Origin of the sequence: Gloeothece verrucosa PCC 7822 (assembly GCF_000147335.1) — a bacterium.
Lineage (GTDB): Bacteria > Cyanobacteriota > Cyanobacteriia > Cyanobacteriales > Microcystaceae > Gloeothece > Gloeothece verrucosa.
The window spans coordinates 3,233,746-3,253,409 of sequence record NC_014501.1 but is presented as its reverse complement, the minus strand read 5'-3'; the positions used below and the strand labels follow the sequence as shown (position 1 = coordinate 3,253,409).

Genomic DNA, 19,664 nt, shown 5'->3' with positions numbered 1-19,664 from the left:
TATGAAAAGACAGAAAGAAAAGCCCTCCCAGACTCACGAATAGCCGCTTAAGTTTACTATAGATATAGAGACAGCCTCTCAACAAATATAGGCTATGGTTAATTCATCAGTGATATTGGACAAATTAAAATGATTTGGCATCCACAGGCATATCAATCTCTCATCAATGGTGACTACAGTTTAGTACAGCAGTTTTATGAACAATTAATAGAAGCTGAACCCGAAAACGCCTCTCATTACTGGTATTTAGGGTTAGCTTATTTACTGACTCGACAAGAACCCGAGGCGCAAGCTACTTGGCTACTGGCCATGAGTCAAGGAGAAGAACAAGAACAACAAGAGTGGACAAGCCAATTAATAGAGATTTTGGATAGCGAAGCCCAACGGCAGCAGGAGCAAGAAAATTATCAGTTAAGTTGGCTAATTCGGGCACACCTTCGAGAAATAGTGCCGACGCTAATCAATAATTTATTAAACCTGATTCACCTTGAAATTTGCCTGAACTGCTACAGTCCAAAACACTTAGAAGATTGGGATGTGGTAGAAATTTTACAGTCAACTCCGACGGAGACACTCAACACAGACTTACTCTTGCAGGTATTATCGGAAGTTTTAGAATTTCCTGCCTTGCTCACTGTGGCATTTGTCAAAGCCAGTCAGCATCACATTCGTAAGTTTGATATATTTTTTACCACTGTCAATCAGGTGGTGCTTAAAATAGCATACGATCGTTTACAAGCCGCCTATGCGGCTGATCTCACTGAAATATGTTTAGAAGCACAACCAGACAATATATATTTAGTTGATCAACTTTTTTGGTTTAATTTCATGGCTAAACGATATCCTCAAGCTAGAAAAGCGGCCGAAAAATTTTATCAGCAAGCCGAATCCTTGTCTTTAAAGGTTTTTGGACAATATAAATTGTTACAAATTTTATTGCATAGTGGAGCTTGGCTAGAAACACAGTCAATGACAAAAGACTATATAGCTTCACTGCAACAGATGCTTAAAGCTGGGCTTGAGTCTATTGATTCAGTGGTGAAAGCCGCTCTACAAGGCATGGCCATGCCTTTATATTATCTTCAAGATAATCCAAGGGAAAATCGCGCTTTACAAAATCAACTCTCTCGTCTTTTTCAAGACAATGTGCAGAATTTGCAGGGGATGCCCAATCGAATTGAGGTTAAAAGACTTCAACCCCATCGTTTAAAAATTGGTTATATCGCCCACACCCTTAGAAGACATTCTGTCGGTTGGTTAAGTCGCTGGCTACTGCACTATCGAAATCGAGACTCTTTCGAGGTAGCACTTTATCTAGTCAATCAACCAGAGGATGAATTAACCGAGGCTTGGTTTCGTCAAAAAGCGGACCTGACCTATAATTTTTCTAACGAACGAGCAATCGCTCTCCAGATTGAAAAAGATGAGATTGATATTCTCGTTGACCTCGACAGTATTACCAATGTTATCACTTGTCAAGTCATGGCCTTAAAGCCCGCACCCCTACAAGTGACTTGGCTTGGGTTAGATGGTTCGGGGGTACCGGCGATCGATTATTACATCGCCGATGATTATGTTTTGCCCCAGGAAGCGCAAGACTACTATCACGAAAAGATTTGGCGTTTACCTCATTGTTATCTGGCTGTGGATGGGTTTGAAAGTGGAGTTCCTACTCTTCGACGAGAACATTTAAATATTCCTAGTGAGGCGATCATTTATTTAAGCGTCCAAACCGGGCTTAAACGTCATCCCGATACGATCCGCTTACAGATGAAAGTCCTCAAGGAAGTTCCCAATAGCTATCTGTTGGTTAAAGGAGCAGGACAAACCGAAAAAATTGAACAATTATTTCTTAGTATTGCTTCAGAAGAAGGAGTTTCACCAAACCGAATCAGATTTTTATCTACTGTTGCCAGCGAAGAAATTCATCGAGCTAATTTAACCATTGCTGATGTGGTTTTAGACACCTTTCCCTATAATGGAGCAACCACCACCTTAGAAGTTTTGTGGATGGGAATACCTTTAGTGACCCGTGTCGGTCAACAATTTGCCGCCCGCAACAGTTATACTTTTATGATTCACGCCGGGTTAACTGAGGGCATTGCTTGGACTGATGAAGAATATATACAATGGGGAATAAAACTGGGAACTGATGAAAGGTTACGACAACAGATTGCTTGGAAATTGAAAAACGGCAGAAAAACCGCTCCTTTATGGAATGCTCAACAATTTACTCGAGATATGGAGAATGCTTATCAGCAAATGTGGGCTAAATTTAATACATAAGTAATAGGGGGTAGGAAAATGAGTTGGCATCCACAAGCATATCAATCTCTGATCGCAGGTGACTACCTATCAGTACAAAATTGTTATGAACAATTGGTAGAAACTGAACCCTCTGAACCTTCTCATTATTGGTATTTAGGACTAAGCTATTTACTGACAACAGAAGAAGAACAAGCACAAACCACATGGCTACTGGCTATGAGTCAAGGAGAAGAAGAAGAAATACAGCAGTGGACAAGGCGATTAATTGAGATTTTAGAGACCGAAGCTCAACGTCAGCAAGAGCAAGAAAATTATGAGTTAAGCTGGTTAATTCGGGCACACATTCGAGAGATTGAACCGAGTTTAATTAATAACCTGCTAGAGCTTATTGATTTAGAAATTGAGTTAAATCGTTTTAGCCCGGAATTGTTAGAAGAATGGGAAATTGTCGAAGGGTTGCTACAAAGCCGCCCAGATTTAGTTAATACGGAATTACTTTTAAAAGTTCTTGCTAAAATTCTCTATTTTCCCGCTCAACAAATTATCGCTTTCACCAGAGCCTGTGGCCATCAGATCAAAAATACTGACGACTTGATCAAGATAGTTATGTCAGTAGCTAACCTGATGGCTCATGAAAATAAACGCCCTTCTTATGCTGTCGATCTTACCAAAATTTGTTTAGAATTAAAACCTCAAAGTCTCGACCTACTCGACCATCTTTTCTGGTTTTATAATATTGCTGAACGTTTTTCCGAGGCTCTAAATTTAGCCTATCAGTCTTATGAAATGGTTAGCACTGTTGGGTTGAAATTGTATAATAATTATAAAATTTTATCGATTCTTTTGCAGACAGGTGCTTGGCTCGAAATCGATGATATCGCTCAACGTCATAAGCAATTACTTAGAGATTTTATTCAAACTCAACCAAAGTCTCTAGAGCCGCTCGTCAGTGATTTTTTGCAAAATATCACGATGCCTTTATTTTATTTAGAAGATAACCCTTCAGAAAATCGTAGTTTAATTAATAAAATTTCCCAACTCTTCTCAAGAAATTTAGAAAATAGTTTGGCGACTTCTCAGCCCTTATCTCCTAAAATTGCTTCTGGACTATCTCAAAAATTAAAAATTGGTTACATTGGGCATACTTTTAGAAGGCATTCTGTAGGCTGGTTATGTCGCTGGTTATTCAATTATTATAACCGAGAAAATTTTGAATTTATTATTTATTCTCTTAGCAAACAAGAAGATAACTTAACCCTACAGTGGTTTAAACCTAATGCAAAATTAATCTGTTTTAGCTCACCAAATCCTCAAGCTATTGCTCATATAATTGAAAAAGATAAAATAGATATTTTAGTAGATTTAGATAGCTTAACTCATAATATCACTTGTCAAGTTATGGCTTTAAAACCGGCACCTGTACAAGTAACTTGGTTGGGATTAGATGGATCTGGACTACCGACTATTGATTATTTTATTGCTGATCCTTATGTATTACCGCCAGATGCTCAAAACTATTATCAAGAAAAAATTTTCCGTTTGCCAACCACTTATTTAGCTGTTAGTGGATTTGAAGTCGGCGTGTCAACTCTAAAACGCCAACAGTTAGACATTCCTGACGGAGCTTTTGTCTACTTAAGTGTGCAAACGGGGTTAAAACGTCATCCTGATACGATCCGCTTACAGATGAAAATCCTTAAAGCCGTTCCTGATAGCTATTTGTTGATTAAAGGAGCAGGAAATTTCGAAAAAATTCAACAATTATTTGTTAGTATTGCTTCAGAAGAAGACGTTTCTCCAAACCGTTTAAGATTTTTATCACAAGCTCCCACAGAAGAGATTCATCGAGCTAATTTAGCCATTGCTGATGTGGTTTTAGACACCTATCCCTATAATGGAGCAACCACCACCTTAGAAGTTTTGTGGATGGGAATACCTTTAGTGACCCGAGTTGGTGAACAATTTGCCGCCCGCAACAGTTATACTTTTATGATTAATGCTGGCTTAACTGAGGGCATTGCTTGGACTGATGAAGAATATATACAATGGGGGGTAAAACTGGGAACTGATGAAAGGTTACGACAACAGATTTCTTGGAAATTGAAAAACGGCAGAAAAACCGCTCCTTTATGGAATGCCCAACAATTTACTCTAGATATGGAGAATGCTTATCAGCAAATGTGGAGAACATATTTAGAAAATAATAGTTAACTTTTTGAACAAAAAATAATTTAAATTTTAGGGGTTGAAACAGTAGGATTGACAGGAAGAACTACTGTAAAAGTTGTTCCTTGATGCAGTATACTTTCCACAGTAATTTGTCCGTGATGATTTTCCACAATAGCACGAGCGATGGCTAATCCTAATCCCGTGCCACCATTCATGCCATTTTGATTGTGATAACGGGATGGATCGACGCGATAGAAGCGATCAAAAATATGAGCTAAAGCCGAGTCAGGAATTCCATTTCCCGTATCTTTAACCTTAACTTGTAAGTAAGTTTGGCGCTCACGTTTCACCTGTTTTAATTGTATTTCAACCGAAGGGCTTTGTAAATTTTCCCTTGTATTTTTTTGTTCTTGCTCAGGCTGAAAGTTTAAGTCAGAATTTTTTTTAGCATTAGAGCCAGTATGTTCTAACGCATTACTAATTAAATTAGTAAATAAACGCGCTAACTGATCCCAATCTCCCTGTAAAGTAAATACCTCATCTGTAACATGAAGCGCTCTATCTTGAGGTTCCACTAAATGTAAAGATAAGAAAATTTCCTTTTGTTGGGCATAAATCCGTTGTTCTTCAATTACCTCAATCAACAAAGCATCGAGAGGCACCGGCTTATAATTGGGTTGAATGATCCCACTATCAGAACGCGCCAAAAATAACAAATCATTGACTAAATTTCCTAATCGTTGTGTCAGACGTTCTATCACTCTCAATTGTCGTTGCTGTAATTGAGGTTCAGCTTCAGGATAGGCTAATGCCATCTCAACATTGGTTTGAATCATAGCGATAGGATTTCTTAATTCATGGGAAGCATCAGCCGTAAATTGTTTCAAACTTTGATAAGATTCTATGACGGGTTGAATAGCAATTCCTGATAGAAACCATCCCATTGCTGCCACACAAATTACCATTAAACTTGTGCCAATCGTTAAATCTAAAAATAATTGGCGAATCGGTTTAGTGACTTCAAACCAAGGATGACTGACTCGAAGATATCCTAAAACATGATGATTAATTTCTACGCGCTCTGTTACCTGCCGCAATAGGTGATCTCGAGATAAATAAACAGTTTTTCCATTGCGGTTAGGGTGAAGAGGAATACTCAAGGGTTCGGAAAAAGTTGACCAAATTAACTGCCCTTGTGAGTCAAACCATTCTAAGTCAATATGGTCATCTTCTACTGCACTAGCATTATCATGAAAACTGGCTTCTACATTGACCCAATAACGTCCTTCAGACACAGGAACTTGTTGAATGACTAAAGAACGGTTGACCACTTCTATCACGTGATTGAGGGTATCATCAATTCGATCAATGAGGGTAGTCCGAACATATAGATAAACGCCCGTAGCAAATACCAGCAGTAAAATTGCTGTAATGGTGGTGTACCACAAAGCTAAACGCCGGCGAGTGGCTTGAAACATAAGCTTAATTAATAATTGATCATTGACTAAGTCCCACCGACTTAATGACTAACGAGTAATGACTAATGACTCAAGTTGAGACAGGCAAAGCCTATCTTAGTTTTCTTCTTGAGAAATTCCCGCATTTTTGAGTAATTCTTGCAGTCTGACTATTTCTTGTTGAGCGATTTCCGCCCGTTGACGTTCTTGTTCGGCCCGTTGATGTTCTTGTTCGGCCCGTTGACGTTCTTGTTCGGCTTTAACTTCAGCTTGCTGAATTCGTTGTTGATCTTGGGCAATGCGTTCAGGTCCCCATAATAATAGATTTCCCTGTTCATCCCACCACCTTAACCAATGGGTAGTTAAATTTAATCGTGTTCCATGCCAAACCCCTAAATATAATCCTATCGACTCGATAAAATATCGTCCTTGACCATCAGGAGATTGTATTTCATAGTCTTGTTGTCCGAGTTGCCGGACTTCGAGTCTTCCGGAATCTGGCTCAAAAATGACATAAGTTGGCACTTTGATAATTTTTTCATAAAACCACAATTTGCCATAAGGGTAAATGGGTCGAATCGAATATTCTCCCCCTTCGGTTTCTGAAAGAAATTCCATGACAATAGCGGGAACTTCTCCCTCTGTATGAGGAGTATAACTACGGCGAATTGTCCCATCTGCTACTGGGAAGACTCGAGGCACAAAAAACCAATCAGGGGCTTTCAGTACAATTTTACTGTCTACCTTCACACAAATGCCCATGTTAACTGCAATGAGCATTTCAGGGGTAACCAGTCCAGATAATTCGAGCGCTTCTGTGAGAGCAGATGCCAGCAGAGGTTGACTAATATTATCCACAGGGTCATCCGGTAAGATGTAGTCATCTGGTAGCTTTTCCCAGATAATTCTTGGTGTTTTTTGTAATTCTACCGTTGATGTCATTGTGTTTTTCGCTACTCATCTTTTTTTTAGCTTAACCGATGGTAGCCCACTGGGTTATGACCTTACCCTCTGGTCAGATGAATTTTCTCTTGCCAAAATAGAAGTAAAAAGAGGCTTAAAAATTCTTAGGAGACAGCTAGTATGAAAGGAAATTTAATTATCGGGGGTATTGTCTTAGCTGTAGTGGGTATTGTCATGGGAGTCACCAACCCTAAACCCTCAGCTTACAAGGAATATATATCTGAAAAATTGCTTCTTGAAGGAGAAAAAGCTCTTTGTAAGCAAACCGAGGTTTGTCACGACCAATCAACTCCAGCTATCTTAAATCCTTTGATAAAAAGGGTTAAAGATAAAATCGCCAAGCCAGCTATAGAAAAAGTGATCGAAGAAACAACGACTCGTCAAAATTTAATCTTTTTTAGTATTTACACAACAGAAATATCCGATATAGAAACCATAAAAACCCTAGGAGCTTTTAATTATTTTTTGACTTATTCAAGTTAAATATCTTTAAATTTACTGTTTTTTTTAAAATAAAGTAAATTGATTATTTTTAACTGAATTAAATATCCATAAATATGAGGATTTACTTGTTTATTTATTTGCCAATAATAATATTATAGTTATTGAATAAAAAAGGGTATTTGTTCTTAATTATTTTGCCGGAGGATAAGCTCCTAGGAGTGCCTTTTTTACCGAGAACTGGTGAATTGTACAACCAGTTTAGTTTTTCTACTCATCTGCTGAGTCCCCCGGCCGGAAGCTTGGGGAAAAGTTAGAGACAATAATTTTTTAACAATTGAGATCAAGGTGATCCCCAACTCTGATAGACTTTTGACTGAAGTAGAAGACCACTCAGCCGAAAATTCGTGACTCATTTGGGAGGAAAAATCCGTGGAAAATACGCTAGGTTTAGAGATTATAGAAGTTGTCGAACAAGCGGCGATCGCTTCGGCAAAATGGATGGGCAAGGGCGAAAAAAACACTGCTGACCACGTAGCTGTAGAAGCTATGCGGGAGCGGATGAATAAAATTCATATGCGGGGACGCATTGTCATTGGAGAAGGGGAACGGGATGAAGCTCCCATGCTCTATATTGGCGAAGAAGTAGGGATCTGTACCCGAGAAGATGCCAAAGACTATTGTAACCCCGATGAATTAGTGGAAATTGACATTGCTGTTGACCCCTGTGAAGGAACAAACCTAGTTGCTTACGGACAAAACGGTTCAATGGCTGTTTTAGCCATCTCCGAAAAAGGGGGATTGTTTGCGGCTCCTGACTTTTATATGAAAAAATTAGCGGCTCCCCCAGTCGCTAAAGGTCATGTCGATATTAATAAATCCGCTACCGAAAACCTGAAAATCCTTTCTGATTGCATGAATCGCTCCATTGAGGAGTTAGTAGTGGTGGTGATGGACCGTCCCCGTCACAAAGAACTGATTCAAGAAATTCGTCAAGCCGGGGCCCGAGTTCGACTGATCAGTGATGGGGATGTGTCTGCTGCTATTTCCTGCGCTTTTTCCGGGACAAATATTCATGCTTTAATGGGAATAGGGGCTGCTCCTGAAGGGGTGATTTCTGCGGCGGCTATGCGCTGTCTGGGGGGTCATTTCCAAGGACAGTTAATCTATGATCCCGAAGTCGTGAAAACAGGCTTGATCGGCGAAAGCAAAGAGGGTAATATTGCTCGACTCAAAGAGATGGGCATTAACAATCCTGACCGGGTTTACAATTGTGAAGAGTTAGCCAGTGGAGAAACAGTTCTGTTTGCCGCTTGTGGGATCACTCCTGGAACTTTGATGGAAGGAGTCCGTTTCTTTCACGGTGGAGCCAGAACCCAAAGTTTAGTTATCTCTACCCAATCTAAAACGGCTCGCTTTGTTGACACAGTACATTTGTTCGACGAACCCAAGACCCTACAATTACGATAGAAGATAGTCATAAGTCATTAGTCGTTAGTCTTGCACTAATGGCTACTGACTTGTCTCTCAAGAGTATATAAAATTTTTTTTATAAAGTTTGTTTGCGAAACCTTTTTTTAAGAACCGATTGCGTCTAAATTGCAACAATTAGAGACATCAGCAATTATCTCGTGCATGTAATTTTTATTACCTTACATTAGAAGACAAGAAACGTTAGGAGAACACAATGAATATTGTTGTAGTGGGCCTGAGCCATAAAACAGCCCCGGTCGAAGTCCGTGAAAAATTGAGCATTCCAGAAGCCAAGCTCGAAGAAGCCTTGGCTCATTTACGTAGCTATCCCCATATCACTGAAGTTGCTATCCTCAGTACCTGTAACCGTCTAGAAATTTATGCGGTGATTAGCGAAACGGAACAGGGTGTTATAGAAATTAGTCAGTTTTTATCAGAGAAAGGCCACATTCCTCTTCATCATCTGCGCCGACATCTGTTTATCTTGCTGCACCAAGACGCGGTGAGACATTTAATGCGAGTAGCCGCCGGACTAGAAAGTTTAGTCTTAGGCGAAGGACAAATTTTAGCCCAAGTGAAAAATACTCACAAGCTGGCTCAAAAATATCAAGGGATAGGACGACTTTTAGACCGTCTGTTTAAACAAGCGATGACGGCCGGCAAACGGGTTCGTACTGAAACCAGTATTGGCACTGGGGCAGTTTCTATCAGTTCGGCGGCAGTAGAATTGGCTCAAATGAAGGTGATTGATATCTGTCTTTGTCGGGTGGTGATTATTGGGGCCGGTAAAATGTCCCGTCTGTTGGTCAAGCATTTGTTGTCAAAAGGGGTAACAAAAATTGCCATCGTTAACCGCTCTCTACGACGAGCAGAAGAGTTGGCCAGTTTGTTTCCTGAAGCACAACTACAGCTACACCCCCTAGAAGAGATGATTAGTGCTGTTTCCGTGTCGGATATCGTTTTTACCAGTACAGGGGCAACAGAACCCATTCTCAACCGCGCTCTTTTAGAACCGGTGATCGAGATCAATCAGTCTTTAATGCTAGTGGATATCTCTGTCCCTCGTAACGTGGATGCAGATGTTCATGGCTTAGAGCCTATTCAGGCTTATAATGTTGATGATTTAAAGGCAGTGGTGGCGGCTAACCAGGAAAGTCGCCGTCGCCTAGCTCAAGAGGCTGAAGGGTTGTTAGAAGAAGAAGTAGAATCATTTGAATTGTGGTGGCGATCGCTTGATACCGTCCCCACGATTAGTTGTTTACGAGATAAGGTGGAGACGATCAGAGAACAGGAATTAGAAAAAGCACTCTCCCGTTTAGGGACAGAATTTGCTGAGAAACATCAAGAGGTTATAGAAGCGCTCACCCGAGGGATTGTCAATAAAATTCTTCATGAACCAATGGTACAATTGAGGGCGCAGCAAGATATAGAGGCTCGCAAACGATGTTTACAGTCGTTGCAAATGTTGTTTGATTTGGATGTAGAAGAACAATATATCTAGAAAAAATTTAGAACAGATGTAGAGACGTTGCATAGAGCGTCTCTACTAGAGTTATGGGTTTAGATGCTACAACTGTCATCCACCATCTGTATATTTTTATTAATCAATTTGCCAAAGATTGCCGCTTTTGTGTTAATTTTTTTCCCAAGCTATTCTATTATAGATCTTGCTAATCCTACCCTGATTGACAATATCCGTATAATTATCCGCCTATACAGGTATTAATTTATACCTGAGAAAGCTCTTAAAATTCGGATGGAAAAATTACCCGGGTCTGTTATTCTGTAATACGTGTACCTCTCTACACACATTTCATCTTTACTGTGTCACAGTTAAACGTCTGCTTCTGCTTATTGAATGAGTGTTACGGCTCAAGATTTTTAGATTAACTCCCTAGCTCAAAGTCAGGGTCAGTATTTTTTCTGAAACCGAGAGCGTAATCTCACATAAATTCAGTGATTTTGCTCACACCATTTTTTCTTAATTGGAGTGATCATAATAAAGTAACGAAACATGAATCGCTGTTGCTATTTGAGCCACCGCTAATCCTAGGTTAATTCGTGTAGCTCATCATCATTCATCTCTTGGCCTAATCGTGCCACTTGTTCCTCAAAGGAGGTGTTAATACGCTCATAAGGATCAGTCATAGCAACAGACTCAGGTATGCACTCTAAAAGCGCTCCTTTTCGGAAAATGGGCTGTGCAATTTGTAGATACAGATTAAGCACCTGTGTCTAGCCCTCTTAGAAAGTCAGAAAAATCATGGATGTAACTTATTATACCATAAAACACCTAATTCTCTGCGATTGGTTTGAATCTCCCTCTAAAGATAGAGTAAAGGCCGTTAAAAAAATCCCTTTTTGGAAAAAGTTGACTCCTTTGAAATGGCTTCGAGTCCGTATTGATCAGATTCAAGTGTCTGATCCCGCCTTAGCTCATCGAATCTGTCAATTAATTCCGGCTCAGTGCCCTTTTGCTCGTGATCTTAAGTGGTTTGGACAGACTTTAGTCACCATTCCTCCACTATGTAAGATTAATCCTCTTTATGAGGAGTTAATGGCACTGCGTTGGCGTGCATTGTGTTATTTAGCTGATGAATGTGGTCAAGATATCAGTGCTTACTGCTAAGATGGTAAGTCTACCTTTCTGATTCAACGAGAGGGACAAGCCTCAATTATGGCAATTATTGCACTGAAAGCCTGGTATCTACCCGACTACGAACCCATCACAGAAGTTATTAAACGTCCTCACGATTTACGCTTGAGTCGTAGTAGTTTGCTCAAGTCAGGATTACGGGCTGATATCTTAGATGATAATCAACTCATCCGAGAGTCAACTTGGTTTCAACGTTACCTTGAAGGAGAAAGCGTTGAATTTTATATCGAGGGAAGTGGCGGCTATGTTGTTTCTAACTTGGATTTAATTTCTCAGGAAGTTTATTTGACCAAACTCGATTTTAGTGCCATATTAGACCCGGTTATTTATTTTAGTCCCCAAAGCCAATATCCTGAATCGAGTGAAATTTTACGGGAAGTTTTAACGGAAGTTATCAGCACCCTCAATAAGAAATCCCGTTTACCCCTCACTCTAGAAGAAACGCCACGTCCGAGTGAGACTCCAGTACGCTTAAGTGATGCTCAACTGCGGAAAATTCGTAAGAGTTTGTTGTTTATTGCTGATGGAACCGCTATTAATGAGGTAGAATCAGTTTTATTGCTCAGTTCGAATGTTTGTGTAGAATTAGGTTATGCTTTAGGTTGTAAGCGTTCAGCCCAAATTTTATGGGTTTATCAAGAGCGGCAACAAATTAGTGGACAATTGCCTTTTGATTTATCTCAACATCAACAACTCCCCTTTACAACCAAAGCGCAGTTAAATAAAGTTCTGCCTGATGTAATCAAAAATTTATTGCAACGGTTTAAGTTGTTCTCCTAGTGGCAGATAATAGGGAAAGATTTAAAAGGATTATAGAGCTATGGCTAGAAAACCCGACGAATACGCAATATATTTATTTTTATCCAGTGGTCATCGAGAAGAGGTCCGGTTTCCGACTATTCAAGATTTTCAAAAATGGTATACGAGTGAGATAGTTCCGAAAGCCGAGTCTAAAGATTTTATTAATGTTCCCATCAAAAATATTCAGGGTGAGTATATGGTTGTTCGCCCTGCTAATATTGTAGCCATTCGGGTAGAACCTGTCTATTTTGGCAGTGTAGATCGAGAACCGGATCTGTAATTAAGCTGGCACGCATAAAAATTCTCTATTGAGACAAGGGAACACCGGCTCTGGGATCGGCAAGCAGGGAAGGAATTTGAGCTTTAGAAGGCGTGAGGGGGAAATAAGAGCTTAAATATTTTATAAGTCTCTTATTTTTAGTTGAATTAACTAAACCAAAAAACGGCTGTATTACCTGCATCTAAGTTAGAACTAATATTAGCGGCACTAAATCCAGTAGTTGAATTTAAAGTAACTAAAAGTGTGCCTGTACCAAAACCCGTATTGCCGCTAATTCCATCACCCACACGGAATAATGTCTTAGTGCCAGAGGTAACAACATCAATGTTAGCAATATTCGTAAAACTCAGTTGATCACCACCAGTGCGGGAAAATTGATTGACGGTATCGCTGCCATCACCTGAGTTATAGCTAATGAGATCAAAAGCATTATCACTATTGCCTAAATTGAGAAGATCATTACCCGTACCGCCAATTAAAGTATCACTACCCAAGTCGCCGCTAAGAGTATCATTCCCCCCATCACCTTTGAGTATGTCATTACCTGTAGCGCCGTTTAGGATATCATTCCCTGCACCACCGCTTAGCGTGTCATTCCCCGTACCACCAGTTAGAGTATCATTCCCTGTGCCGCCCGTAAGATTGAGACTAGCTCCAAATTCAAAGGCCCCGCTATCTATGCGCCCGTCTGCGCGAAAAGCCCCCCTTCCATCCGTCGTTAAGCCGGTATTTACCCCATTATTGATCGCTGGACTGTTAGTCAGCAAGGCACGGGTTAAAAAGCCGCCGCCATTATCTTGCAATGCTCCCAATAGAGGATCAGCGAGAGTGACACTGTTGGTAACATTTAAATCACTCGGATCATTAGGATTTTTAGGCGGCCATTGAAAATTGCCGCCACCATCAGAAAATTGTGCCCCTGTATGGTTTTTAATATTCCAGTTATTACCGCCATTAGCCGCCGTATTATAGGCAACAATGGTATTGGTAAGCTTGGTACTAGCACCACCACCCCAAAAAGCTCCTCCCTGAAAACCCGCTTGATTATTAGCAAAAGTGCTATTAATAATATTAACGGGATTAGAACCATTAATCAGGGCAGCCGCACCCCCTAAACCGCCGCCTAAACCATCATCGGCTTTGTTATCAGAAAAAGTGCTATTGATAATACTACCGGGTGAGGTTTCTCCAACCCATAAACCCCCCCCTTGACTCAAGGCTAAATTGTTAGCAAATGTCGTATTGCTAATAGTAAATTGACCATTTCCGAGCCGTAACCCACCACCTAAAGCGTCTCCTTTACCATCCTTAATCACCTGATTATTAATAATTTGGGAACGGTCAATAAATATCTTATCTGGGGCATAAGTAAAGAGAAATAATCCTCCTCCTTGTCCTGCGCCTTTATTCCCTTCAAAGCGGCTGTTAGTAATAGTAATATTGCCGCCGATAGAATCATTAGTATAAGCACTCGCTCCATCAGTATAAATAGCCCCACCATAACCCTTAGTTCCGTTACCTGAAGCACCGGCAGTTGTATCATTATTCGTGAAGGTAGAATCAGTGACCGTTAATGAACCTAAAAGACTATTAATTGCTCCTCCATTAATTCCTTTATTATTAATAAATTGGGAACTTGTAACCGTCAAACTGCCTTCACTTTTAGTGGCTATCGCGCCGCCGCCTCGTTCGCTACCAGCCGATGTGCCGTCATTGGCATTAAATGTACTATTAATGACTGTGGTATTGCTGCGCCATCCCGTAAAAATGCCCCCACCAAAGGCGGCAACATTGTTATTAATTTTGCAATTCTCTACCGTTAAAGTGGTGTAGGTTGCTGTTTTAATGCCTGCTCCTGCGCTAGACTCGTTGTTGGGGTCTGTTCCGTTCAGTTTGCCGTTAGCAATGGTTAAGTTCTTAAATTTTACATTTGTTGCTTGATAGTTCGCGTCGTTGAATACCTCAAAAACGCGGCTAGTATTATTGCCACTGATAATTAAATTGGCAGCTTGTGTTCCGTCAATGATTATATTTTTATTAATGTTTAATTGTCCACTCGTTAGGCTGATAGTTTTATTAGCTAAAGTCGAGGAGAATGCAATGGTATCTCCGGCTTTAGCATCTGCTATAGCTTGCCTTAATGAACCGACTCCACTATCTGCATTATTGGTTACTGTAATGATTGACATGACTCAAGAATAGTTGTAATTCTATCTGGATTATATGATAAAATTTTACTCGATAAAAAATCAAAATTCACAGCAGTAAACCTACTAAATTTATTAAAAAAAATTATTGTTTTTGTATTTTTTTGAGAAAAAACCTATTTAAATTTGAACTCTATATAGCGGATTTTATAGCAAACCGAGTTTGACATTGCCTGACGAGTAGAGACATGGCAGTCAAAGCCTTTACAGGGATGTGGTATGGTCCGCATTTTCATGAATCGTGATCCGTATTTACTCTCTTGAATAAAAGTCGCAAGAGTCAGGTATTGATAGTAATATTGTTTTAAATAAATCTTAAATTATTGACTCAAAAAAAATCTATTTTTAATTCATTAAAAATATTTGAGGAACAATTAATGATAAAAGTTAATCATAGCTTATAATGATGTGAGTTTTCAGTTAATCTTTTAATTGAGATTAGGACGGATGAAAAATAAAATAATTGCTTCTCTTTTTTGCTTAGGAATCCTTGGTTTACCGGCTAGTCTAATGATGGCTCAAAATATCAGCTTGTTCCCAGTGGAACAGGTGACAGATATGACATTAGGACTCGATGAGCAACTGTGGAACAATATCGGTAAACCTGGAGATAAACAGGCACTATTAGCGGCAGTCGATCATAGTTTAAGATATCTCAATACCCCTAGTGCAGAGAAAGCTTATGCTAATTATCCCGTCCCTGGAATTACCCGCGATCGCGTCCGTCGTTCTTTGATTCGTTTTCGCACCTTATTAGTGAATTCTAGAACTCCTCAAGAGCTACAAGCCGCCGTACAACGGGAGTTTATATTATATCAATCAGTGGGCAATAATAGCCAAGGAACGGTACATTTTACAGGGTATTTTGAACCCATTTATCGAGCCAGTCGTGTCCCGACTGCTGAATATCGCTATCCGCTTTATCGTAAACCCTCTAATTTTAATAGTTGGAAGAAGCCCCATCCTACTCGTTTAGAGTTAGAAGGAGAAGACGGATTATTAGGTAAAAAAAGTCCTCTGTCTGGGTATGAATTAGTTTGGTTAAAAGATCGTTTAGAAGCCTATTTAGTACAGGTTCAGGGTTCAGCTAAGTTAATTCTTCCTGATGGAAAAATGATGACAGTGGGATATGATGGGATTACTGATTATCCTTATGTGAGTCTGGGAAAAGAGTTAATTAATGATGGGATTTTTCAGCCTGATGAGTTGAGTTTACCGGTATTAATTGATTACTTACAAAAAAATCCTGAGAAACTGAATGTTTATATACCGCGTAATAACCGTTATATCTTTTTTAGGGAAACAAATGGCGCACCCGCACAAGGGAGTATCGGAGTTCCAGTAACAGCAGAGCGATCAATTGCTACTGATAAATCTATCATGCCGCCTGGAGCATTAGCTTTAATAAATACTCGTATTCCTTATTTAAATAATGGGGTAATGGAGACTCGCCAAGTCAGTCGTTATGTATTGGATCAGGATACCGGAGGCGCGATAAAAGGAGCCGGAAGAGTTGATATTTTTATGGGTACTGGAAAACAAGCCGGAGATAGAGCAGGTTTAATTAGTAATACAGGGGAGTTGTATTATTTGTTGTTGAAGAATTAAAACCTCGAGCTTCTTGTTTTTTTACGCTTTTATTAGATGAGTTTTAGCAATATAGTTGTGGCTAAGTCCCGATGGCTAGAAGCAAAAGTTATCAACCGGATTTATCAAATATTTAACGATTTACAAAAGTGTCCTTTCATAGTACCCTAGTTGGTTTCCTATTACAAACGTAGAGGACTGGATTAATGTTATTCGAGGAGATTTGAAACAACATACAACAGCACCAATTGTTAGATTTGATTATAGCGATTTAATTTATGACAATGCTTGGGAACCTCAAATTGTATATTCCAGCTTAACAGATATAAAAATTAATTTTTGTAAAAATTTGGCTCATTCTTCTTTTATTATTGCGGAAAACCTCTATAAATGTAAAGAAACGACCGTTTTTTTATTCCCTAGAATAACAAGAAGGACATTGCATAGTTCCTATGCTGCCATTGATTAGTTCATTAAGCAAGGTAATAAAACATAAGTACCGACCGCTTCTAGCTTTTTTGCTGGCCATTGTCCTCGTGGTTCTGCCAGCTTTTCCCCTCCGGAGTCAATCTGAGAAACTTACTCCTAATCCGGCGAACCCCTCGGTCGTGGCGGATGGTAGTACCTACAAAGTTGTGCCCTGCGACCAGTTGAGCAAAATTCCCGGTGAGGACAAAAAAGACGACCTACTGACTCAGATCCTAGGTGACAATCTCTTTGCTTCAGGGAATCAAGAAGGCAAGGACTATGAATGTGGCTATCTGACCGTACCGGAAGTCCACAGCCAGCCTGGGGGCAAAACCCTCCAAGTGGCTATCGCAATCATCAAAAGTACCAACCCAAAGCCCGGTGAGCCGTTGATTCTGTTTCAGGGCGGACCGGGTGGGTCGAGTCTGGATTTGTTTCCCCGTCTGTTTACCTTAAAGGGCGATGAATCGGTGCAAAAGCTCCGGGCACAGAGGGACTTGATCGCCTTTGAAAAGCGGGGGAATCACTATTCTAAACCGAGATTAAACTGTCCAGAATACAAGGAATCCCAGACCGCAGGGACACCAGAGGAACAAGCCAAGGAACGGGCCGGTCTACAAGCCTGTCGGGATCGTCTGACCCGTCAAGGAGTCAATGTTGCCGCTTTTAACAGTGTCGAAAGTGCCCATGATGTAGCCGCTTTAGCAAAAGCATTAGGGTACAAACAGATCAACCTCTATGGCGTGTCCTACGGAACCGAGTTAGTACAGCACGTTATGCGGCAACATCCCGAAATCATCCGCAGCGTGATTCTAGATGGAATTGTGCCTGCCGAGCCGGCTATCGAATCGCAAACGGCGGTCATTTTGGATCGGCTGATTACCCAAGTCGATGTTGCCTGTGCCGCCGACTCCGACTGCAAAGCCCTTTACCCTGATGTTAAGGGCACTTTTGCTGCCACCTATGATCGCTTGAATCAGACACCGGGGTCGGTCAAATTACTGAATTCAAAGAAACAAATAGAGACTCAGAAGGTCACTGCCGATGACCTCGCCTCAACCATTTTTTTGATGGCCTACGATAGTGGTGCGCCCTTTGTCCTCCCGGCTCTGATTTATCAGGCAAGTGAGGGGAACTTTACGTTGATGGCTCCGTATGTTTACTTAGCGATGCTCTCCGGCGATAGCATCACCCAAGGCACTTACTTTTCCGTAAAATGCTCCGAAGATGTTCCTTTTGCAAAGGGCTTGGAGGTGAACGGAGTTGCCCCTTACGCCAAGCAGTGGGGAGGCAAAATCTATGAGGAAATGGTGGCAAAATGTAAGGTCTGGAACGTGCCCGCCATTGCTCAGTCCGCACACAAACCCGTCGTCAACGACATTCCGGCGTTGCTGCTCAACGGTCACTTTGACCCCATTACCCCGCCGATCTTTGGCCGGACGGTAGCTAAAGGCTTACGTCACCATTTCTTTGTCGAGTTTCCCGCTAATGGACACGGGGCGATCGGTACTCTCTGCGCGACTAGCATCATGGCCCAGTTTTTGGCTAATCCTCAACAAACTCCGAATACCTCCTGCACCAATGAGCAAACGGTGAAGTTTATTACCGAGAAAAACACGCTGATAGCACCCGGAACCCGTTGGTTGGGCAAATCTCTATTCGATCTAAGCTGGCAGACGATTTTTCGGCGACTGGTTCTGCTGGGACTGCTGATCCTATTTCCTTTTGTCTGGCTGGTGATGACGCTTGCGACTACTTTGAGCGGCTCGAGAAAATCCTCTCTTGAAATCAAGTCCGGCGCACGTTGGGCCCCAGTGTTGGGGATTTTATTGGCGGTTTTCAGTGTGGCTTGGCTAGGGGTGCAGGTGTATGAAGTGGGCGCAACGCTCCTATCGTTCGGGTATGGCAGCTATAGCTTCGCTCAACTTCTCGTTGGTGTCGATCGTCAGTATGCTTGGATCTATTTCTTCCCCATTGCGATCGCACTTGTCTCCATCGGAATGCTGCTCTTCGCGGTTCTCTCCTGGAAACATTCTTACTGGGGTAAAGCTCGTCGATTCTATTACTCCTTTACGGCGGGGGTGGCGCTCGTCTATAGTCTGTTCCTAGCAACGGCGGGACAATTAACCGTGTTCTTCTCAGATATGATCCTTTGAAATTTGATAATAGGAGTCTACAATTATGGAAGTCGAGTTAATGTATCAATCTGCCTACACAATTGGGCGACTGCGCCTCGTTGGGGGCGAACAGGTGCGGGTAGAGTCCGGTTCGATGGTGGGTATGTCTGCCGGAGTTACTCTGGAAACCACCACGACTGGAGGGTTTATGCAATCTCTGCGGCGATCGCTATTGGGTGGCGAGAGCTTTTTCCAAAATGTTTTCACCGCTCCGGCTCAAGGGGGCGAGGTGCTGGTTGCCCCCTCCCTACCTGGAGATTTAAAGGTATTGGACATGAGCGAACCGATGCTATTACAGTCAGGCTGCTACGTAGCTTCCGACATGGGCATCGCCCTTGATTCAAAATGGGGTGGATCGAAGTCGTTCTTTGGTACCGGGGGAGGACTGTTTATGCTGCGAGCCGAGGGACAGGGGCAGATAGTGGTATCTTCCTACGGGGCAATTCATGAGATCACCCTCGACAGGGGTGAATCCTACACGGTGGATACTGGGCATCTGGTAGCCCTGAGCGAATCGATGCCCTTTAAGACTCGCTCCATTGGGGGTATGAAGACCTTTATGTTCAGTGGCGAAGGCTTTGTGATAGATCTGACCGGTCCGGGTAAGTTTTTGGTGCAAACGCGGTCACAGGATCAATTTTTGTCCTGGCTAATTCCCAAGCTGCCCAAATCTAGCAGCAGTAGTTAATGCAACCCTCGGCACGACTAAGCTGCTAC

The 19,664-nt window shown here is 41.3% G+C and carries 16 protein-coding genes; 12 read left to right on the top strand and 4 right to left on the bottom strand.

Features of this window, described 5'->3' with window-relative positions; all coding sequences use genetic code 11:
- The first annotated feature begins 129 nt into the window (after positions 1-129).
- Positions 130-2,286 carry an O-linked N-acetylglucosamine transferase, SPINDLY family protein gene (locus tag CYAN7822_RS14300; protein ID WP_013322984.1) on the top strand — a complete coding sequence of 719 codons (2,157 nt, stop codon included), beginning with the start codon at positions 130-132 and terminating at the stop codon, positions 2,284-2,286.
- 18 nt (positions 2,287-2,304) lie between these two features.
- Positions 2,305-4,479, top strand: coding sequence for an O-linked N-acetylglucosamine transferase, SPINDLY family protein (locus CYAN7822_RS14295; RefSeq protein ID WP_013322983.1), 2,175 nt, complete (start codon positions 2,305-2,307; stop codon positions 4,477-4,479).
- Between the two features lie 20 nt (positions 4,480-4,499).
- Here the strand turns inward: CYAN7822_RS14295 and CYAN7822_RS14290 are convergent, their stop codons facing one another.
- Together CYAN7822_RS14290 and CYAN7822_RS14285 are read right to left on the bottom strand one after the other, a co-directional pair.
- Positions 4,500-5,915 (bottom strand): sensor histidine kinase, encoded by a 1,416-nt coding sequence (locus CYAN7822_RS14290; protein WP_013322982.1) that lies wholly within the window; start codon positions 5,913-5,915, stop codon positions 4,500-4,502.
- A gap of 96 nt (positions 5,916-6,011) precedes the next feature.
- Positions 6,012-6,836, bottom strand: coding sequence for a Uma2 family endonuclease (locus tag CYAN7822_RS14285; RefSeq protein WP_013322981.1), 825 nt, complete (start codon positions 6,834-6,836; stop codon positions 6,012-6,014).
- A gap of 141 nt (positions 6,837-6,977) precedes the next feature.
- Here CYAN7822_RS14285 and CYAN7822_RS14280 point away from each other — a divergent pair, with 141 nt between their 5' ends.
- The 3 genes from CYAN7822_RS14280 to CYAN7822_RS14270 all read left to right on the top strand — a co-directional run bounded on the left by CYAN7822_RS14280 (position 6,978) and on the right by CYAN7822_RS14270 (position 10,272).
- Positions 6,978-7,340: a DUF4359 domain-containing protein gene (locus CYAN7822_RS14280; protein ID WP_013322980.1), complete on the top strand. Its 363-nt coding sequence runs from the start codon at positions 6,978-6,980 to the stop codon at positions 7,338-7,340.
- A 390-nt stretch (positions 7,341-7,730) separates the two neighbouring features.
- Complete coding sequence (glpX, locus tag CYAN7822_RS14275) at positions 7,731-8,768, top strand: class II fructose-bisphosphatase (RefSeq protein ID WP_013322979.1); 1,038 nt, start codon at positions 7,731-7,733, stop codon at positions 8,766-8,768.
- 217 nt (positions 8,769-8,985) lie between these two features.
- Positions 8,986-10,272, top strand: coding sequence for a glutamyl-tRNA reductase (locus tag CYAN7822_RS14270; protein ID WP_013322978.1), 1,287 nt, complete (start codon positions 8,986-8,988; stop codon positions 10,270-10,272).
- 548 nt (positions 10,273-10,820) lie between these two features.
- On the opposite strand, the gene CYAN7822_RS14265 is transcribed toward CYAN7822_RS14270, so the two are convergent.
- Positions 10,821-11,000, bottom strand: coding sequence for a hypothetical protein (locus tag CYAN7822_RS14265; protein ID WP_013322977.1), 180 nt, complete (start codon positions 10,998-11,000; stop codon positions 10,821-10,823).
- Between the two features lie 34 nt (positions 11,001-11,034).
- Between CYAN7822_RS14265 and CYAN7822_RS14260 the strand changes: the two genes are divergently transcribed.
- The 3 genes from CYAN7822_RS14260 to CYAN7822_RS14250 are packed head-to-tail and all read left to right on the top strand — an operon-like array spanning position 11,035 to position 12,508.
- On the top strand, positions 11,035-11,400 hold the full coding sequence (locus tag CYAN7822_RS14260) for a Mo-dependent nitrogenase C-terminal domain-containing protein (protein WP_013322976.1): 366 nt from the start codon (positions 11,035-11,037) through the stop codon (positions 11,398-11,400).
- A 48-nt stretch (positions 11,401-11,448) separates the two neighbouring features.
- The gene (locus CYAN7822_RS14255; protein ID WP_013322975.1) at positions 11,449-12,207 is read left to right on the top strand and encodes a hypothetical protein; all 759 of its coding nucleotides are present in this window, start codon (positions 11,449-11,451) and stop codon (positions 12,205-12,207) included.
- A gap of 40 nt (positions 12,208-12,247) precedes the next feature.
- Positions 12,248-12,508, top strand: coding sequence for a hypothetical protein (locus tag CYAN7822_RS14250; RefSeq protein ID WP_013322974.1), 261 nt, complete (start codon positions 12,248-12,250; stop codon positions 12,506-12,508).
- A 146-nt stretch (positions 12,509-12,654) separates the two neighbouring features.
- Here the strand turns inward: CYAN7822_RS14250 and CYAN7822_RS40185 are convergent, their stop codons facing one another.
- Complete coding sequence (locus CYAN7822_RS40185; protein ID WP_013322973.1) at positions 12,655-14,697, bottom strand: calcium-binding protein; 2,043 nt, start codon at positions 14,695-14,697, stop codon at positions 12,655-12,657.
- Positions 14,698-15,162: 465 nt separating this feature from the next.
- Here CYAN7822_RS40185 and mltA point away from each other — a divergent pair, with 465 nt between their 5' ends.
- From mltA to CYAN7822_RS14225, 4 genes are all read left to right on the top strand, one after another.
- Positions 15,163-16,323, top strand: coding sequence for a murein transglycosylase A (gene mltA / locus CYAN7822_RS14240; RefSeq protein ID WP_013322972.1), 1,161 nt, complete (start codon positions 15,163-15,165; stop codon positions 16,321-16,323).
- Between the two features lie 202 nt (positions 16,324-16,525).
- Entirely contained in the window at positions 16,526-16,771 is a 246-nt protein-coding gene (locus CYAN7822_RS38415) for a hypothetical protein (protein ID WP_041933247.1), read from the top strand.
- On the top strand, positions 16,755-18,926 hold the full coding sequence (locus tag CYAN7822_RS14230; protein WP_013322971.1) for an alpha/beta fold hydrolase: 2,172 nt from the start codon (positions 16,755-16,757) through the stop codon (positions 18,924-18,926). Before CYAN7822_RS38415 ends, CYAN7822_RS14230 begins: the two co-directional genes overlap by 17 nt.
- Positions 18,927-18,951: 25 nt before the next feature.
- Positions 18,952-19,635, top strand: a complete 684-nt coding sequence (locus CYAN7822_RS14225; protein ID WP_013322970.1) for a TIGR00266 family protein — start codon at positions 18,952-18,954, stop codon at positions 19,633-19,635.
- The last annotated feature ends 29 nt before the right edge of the window (positions 19,636-19,664 follow it).

What these genes read in the sequence shown, in the direction of transcription:
- CYAN7822_RS14225 (WP_013322970.1), top strand. Translation starts at nt 18,952, where the DNA reads ATGGAAGTCGAGTTAATGTATCAATCTGCCTACACAATTGGGCGACTG.
- CYAN7822_RS14230 (WP_013322971.1), top strand. Translation starts at nt 16,755, where the DNA reads ATGCTGCCATTGATTAGTTCATTAAGCAAGGTAATAAAACATAAGTAC.
- CYAN7822_RS40185 (WP_013322973.1), bottom strand. Translation starts at nt 14,697, where the DNA reads ATGTCAATCATTACAGTAACCAATAATGCAGATAGTGGAGTCGGTTCA.
- CYAN7822_RS14270 (WP_013322978.1), top strand. Translation starts at nt 8,986, where the DNA reads ATGAATATTGTTGTAGTGGGCCTGAGCCATAAAACAGCCCCGGTCGAA.
- CYAN7822_RS14250 (WP_013322974.1), top strand. Translation starts at nt 12,248, where the DNA reads ATGGCTAGAAAACCCGACGAATACGCAATATATTTATTTTTATCCAGT.
- CYAN7822_RS14295 (WP_013322983.1), top strand. Translation starts at nt 2,305, where the DNA reads ATGAGTTGGCATCCACAAGCATATCAATCTCTGATCGCAGGTGACTAC.
- CYAN7822_RS14260 (WP_013322976.1), top strand. Translation starts at nt 11,035, where the DNA reads ATGGATGTAACTTATTATACCATAAAACACCTAATTCTCTGCGATTGG.
- mltA (WP_013322972.1), top strand. Translation starts at nt 15,163, where the DNA reads ATGAAAAATAAAATAATTGCTTCTCTTTTTTGCTTAGGAATCCTTGGT.
- CYAN7822_RS14290 (WP_013322982.1), bottom strand. Translation starts at nt 5,915, where the DNA reads ATGTTTCAAGCCACTCGCCGGCGTTTAGCTTTGTGGTACACCACCATT.
- CYAN7822_RS14280 (WP_013322980.1), top strand. Translation starts at nt 6,978, where the DNA reads ATGAAAGGAAATTTAATTATCGGGGGTATTGTCTTAGCTGTAGTGGGT.
- CYAN7822_RS14255 (WP_013322975.1), top strand. Translation starts at nt 11,449, where the DNA reads ATGGCAATTATTGCACTGAAAGCCTGGTATCTACCCGACTACGAACCC.
- CYAN7822_RS14300 (WP_013322984.1), top strand. Translation starts at nt 130, where the DNA reads ATGATTTGGCATCCACAGGCATATCAATCTCTCATCAATGGTGACTAC.
- CYAN7822_RS14285 (WP_013322981.1), bottom strand. Translation starts at nt 6,836, where the DNA reads ATGACATCAACGGTAGAATTACAAAAAACACCAAGAATTATCTGGGAA.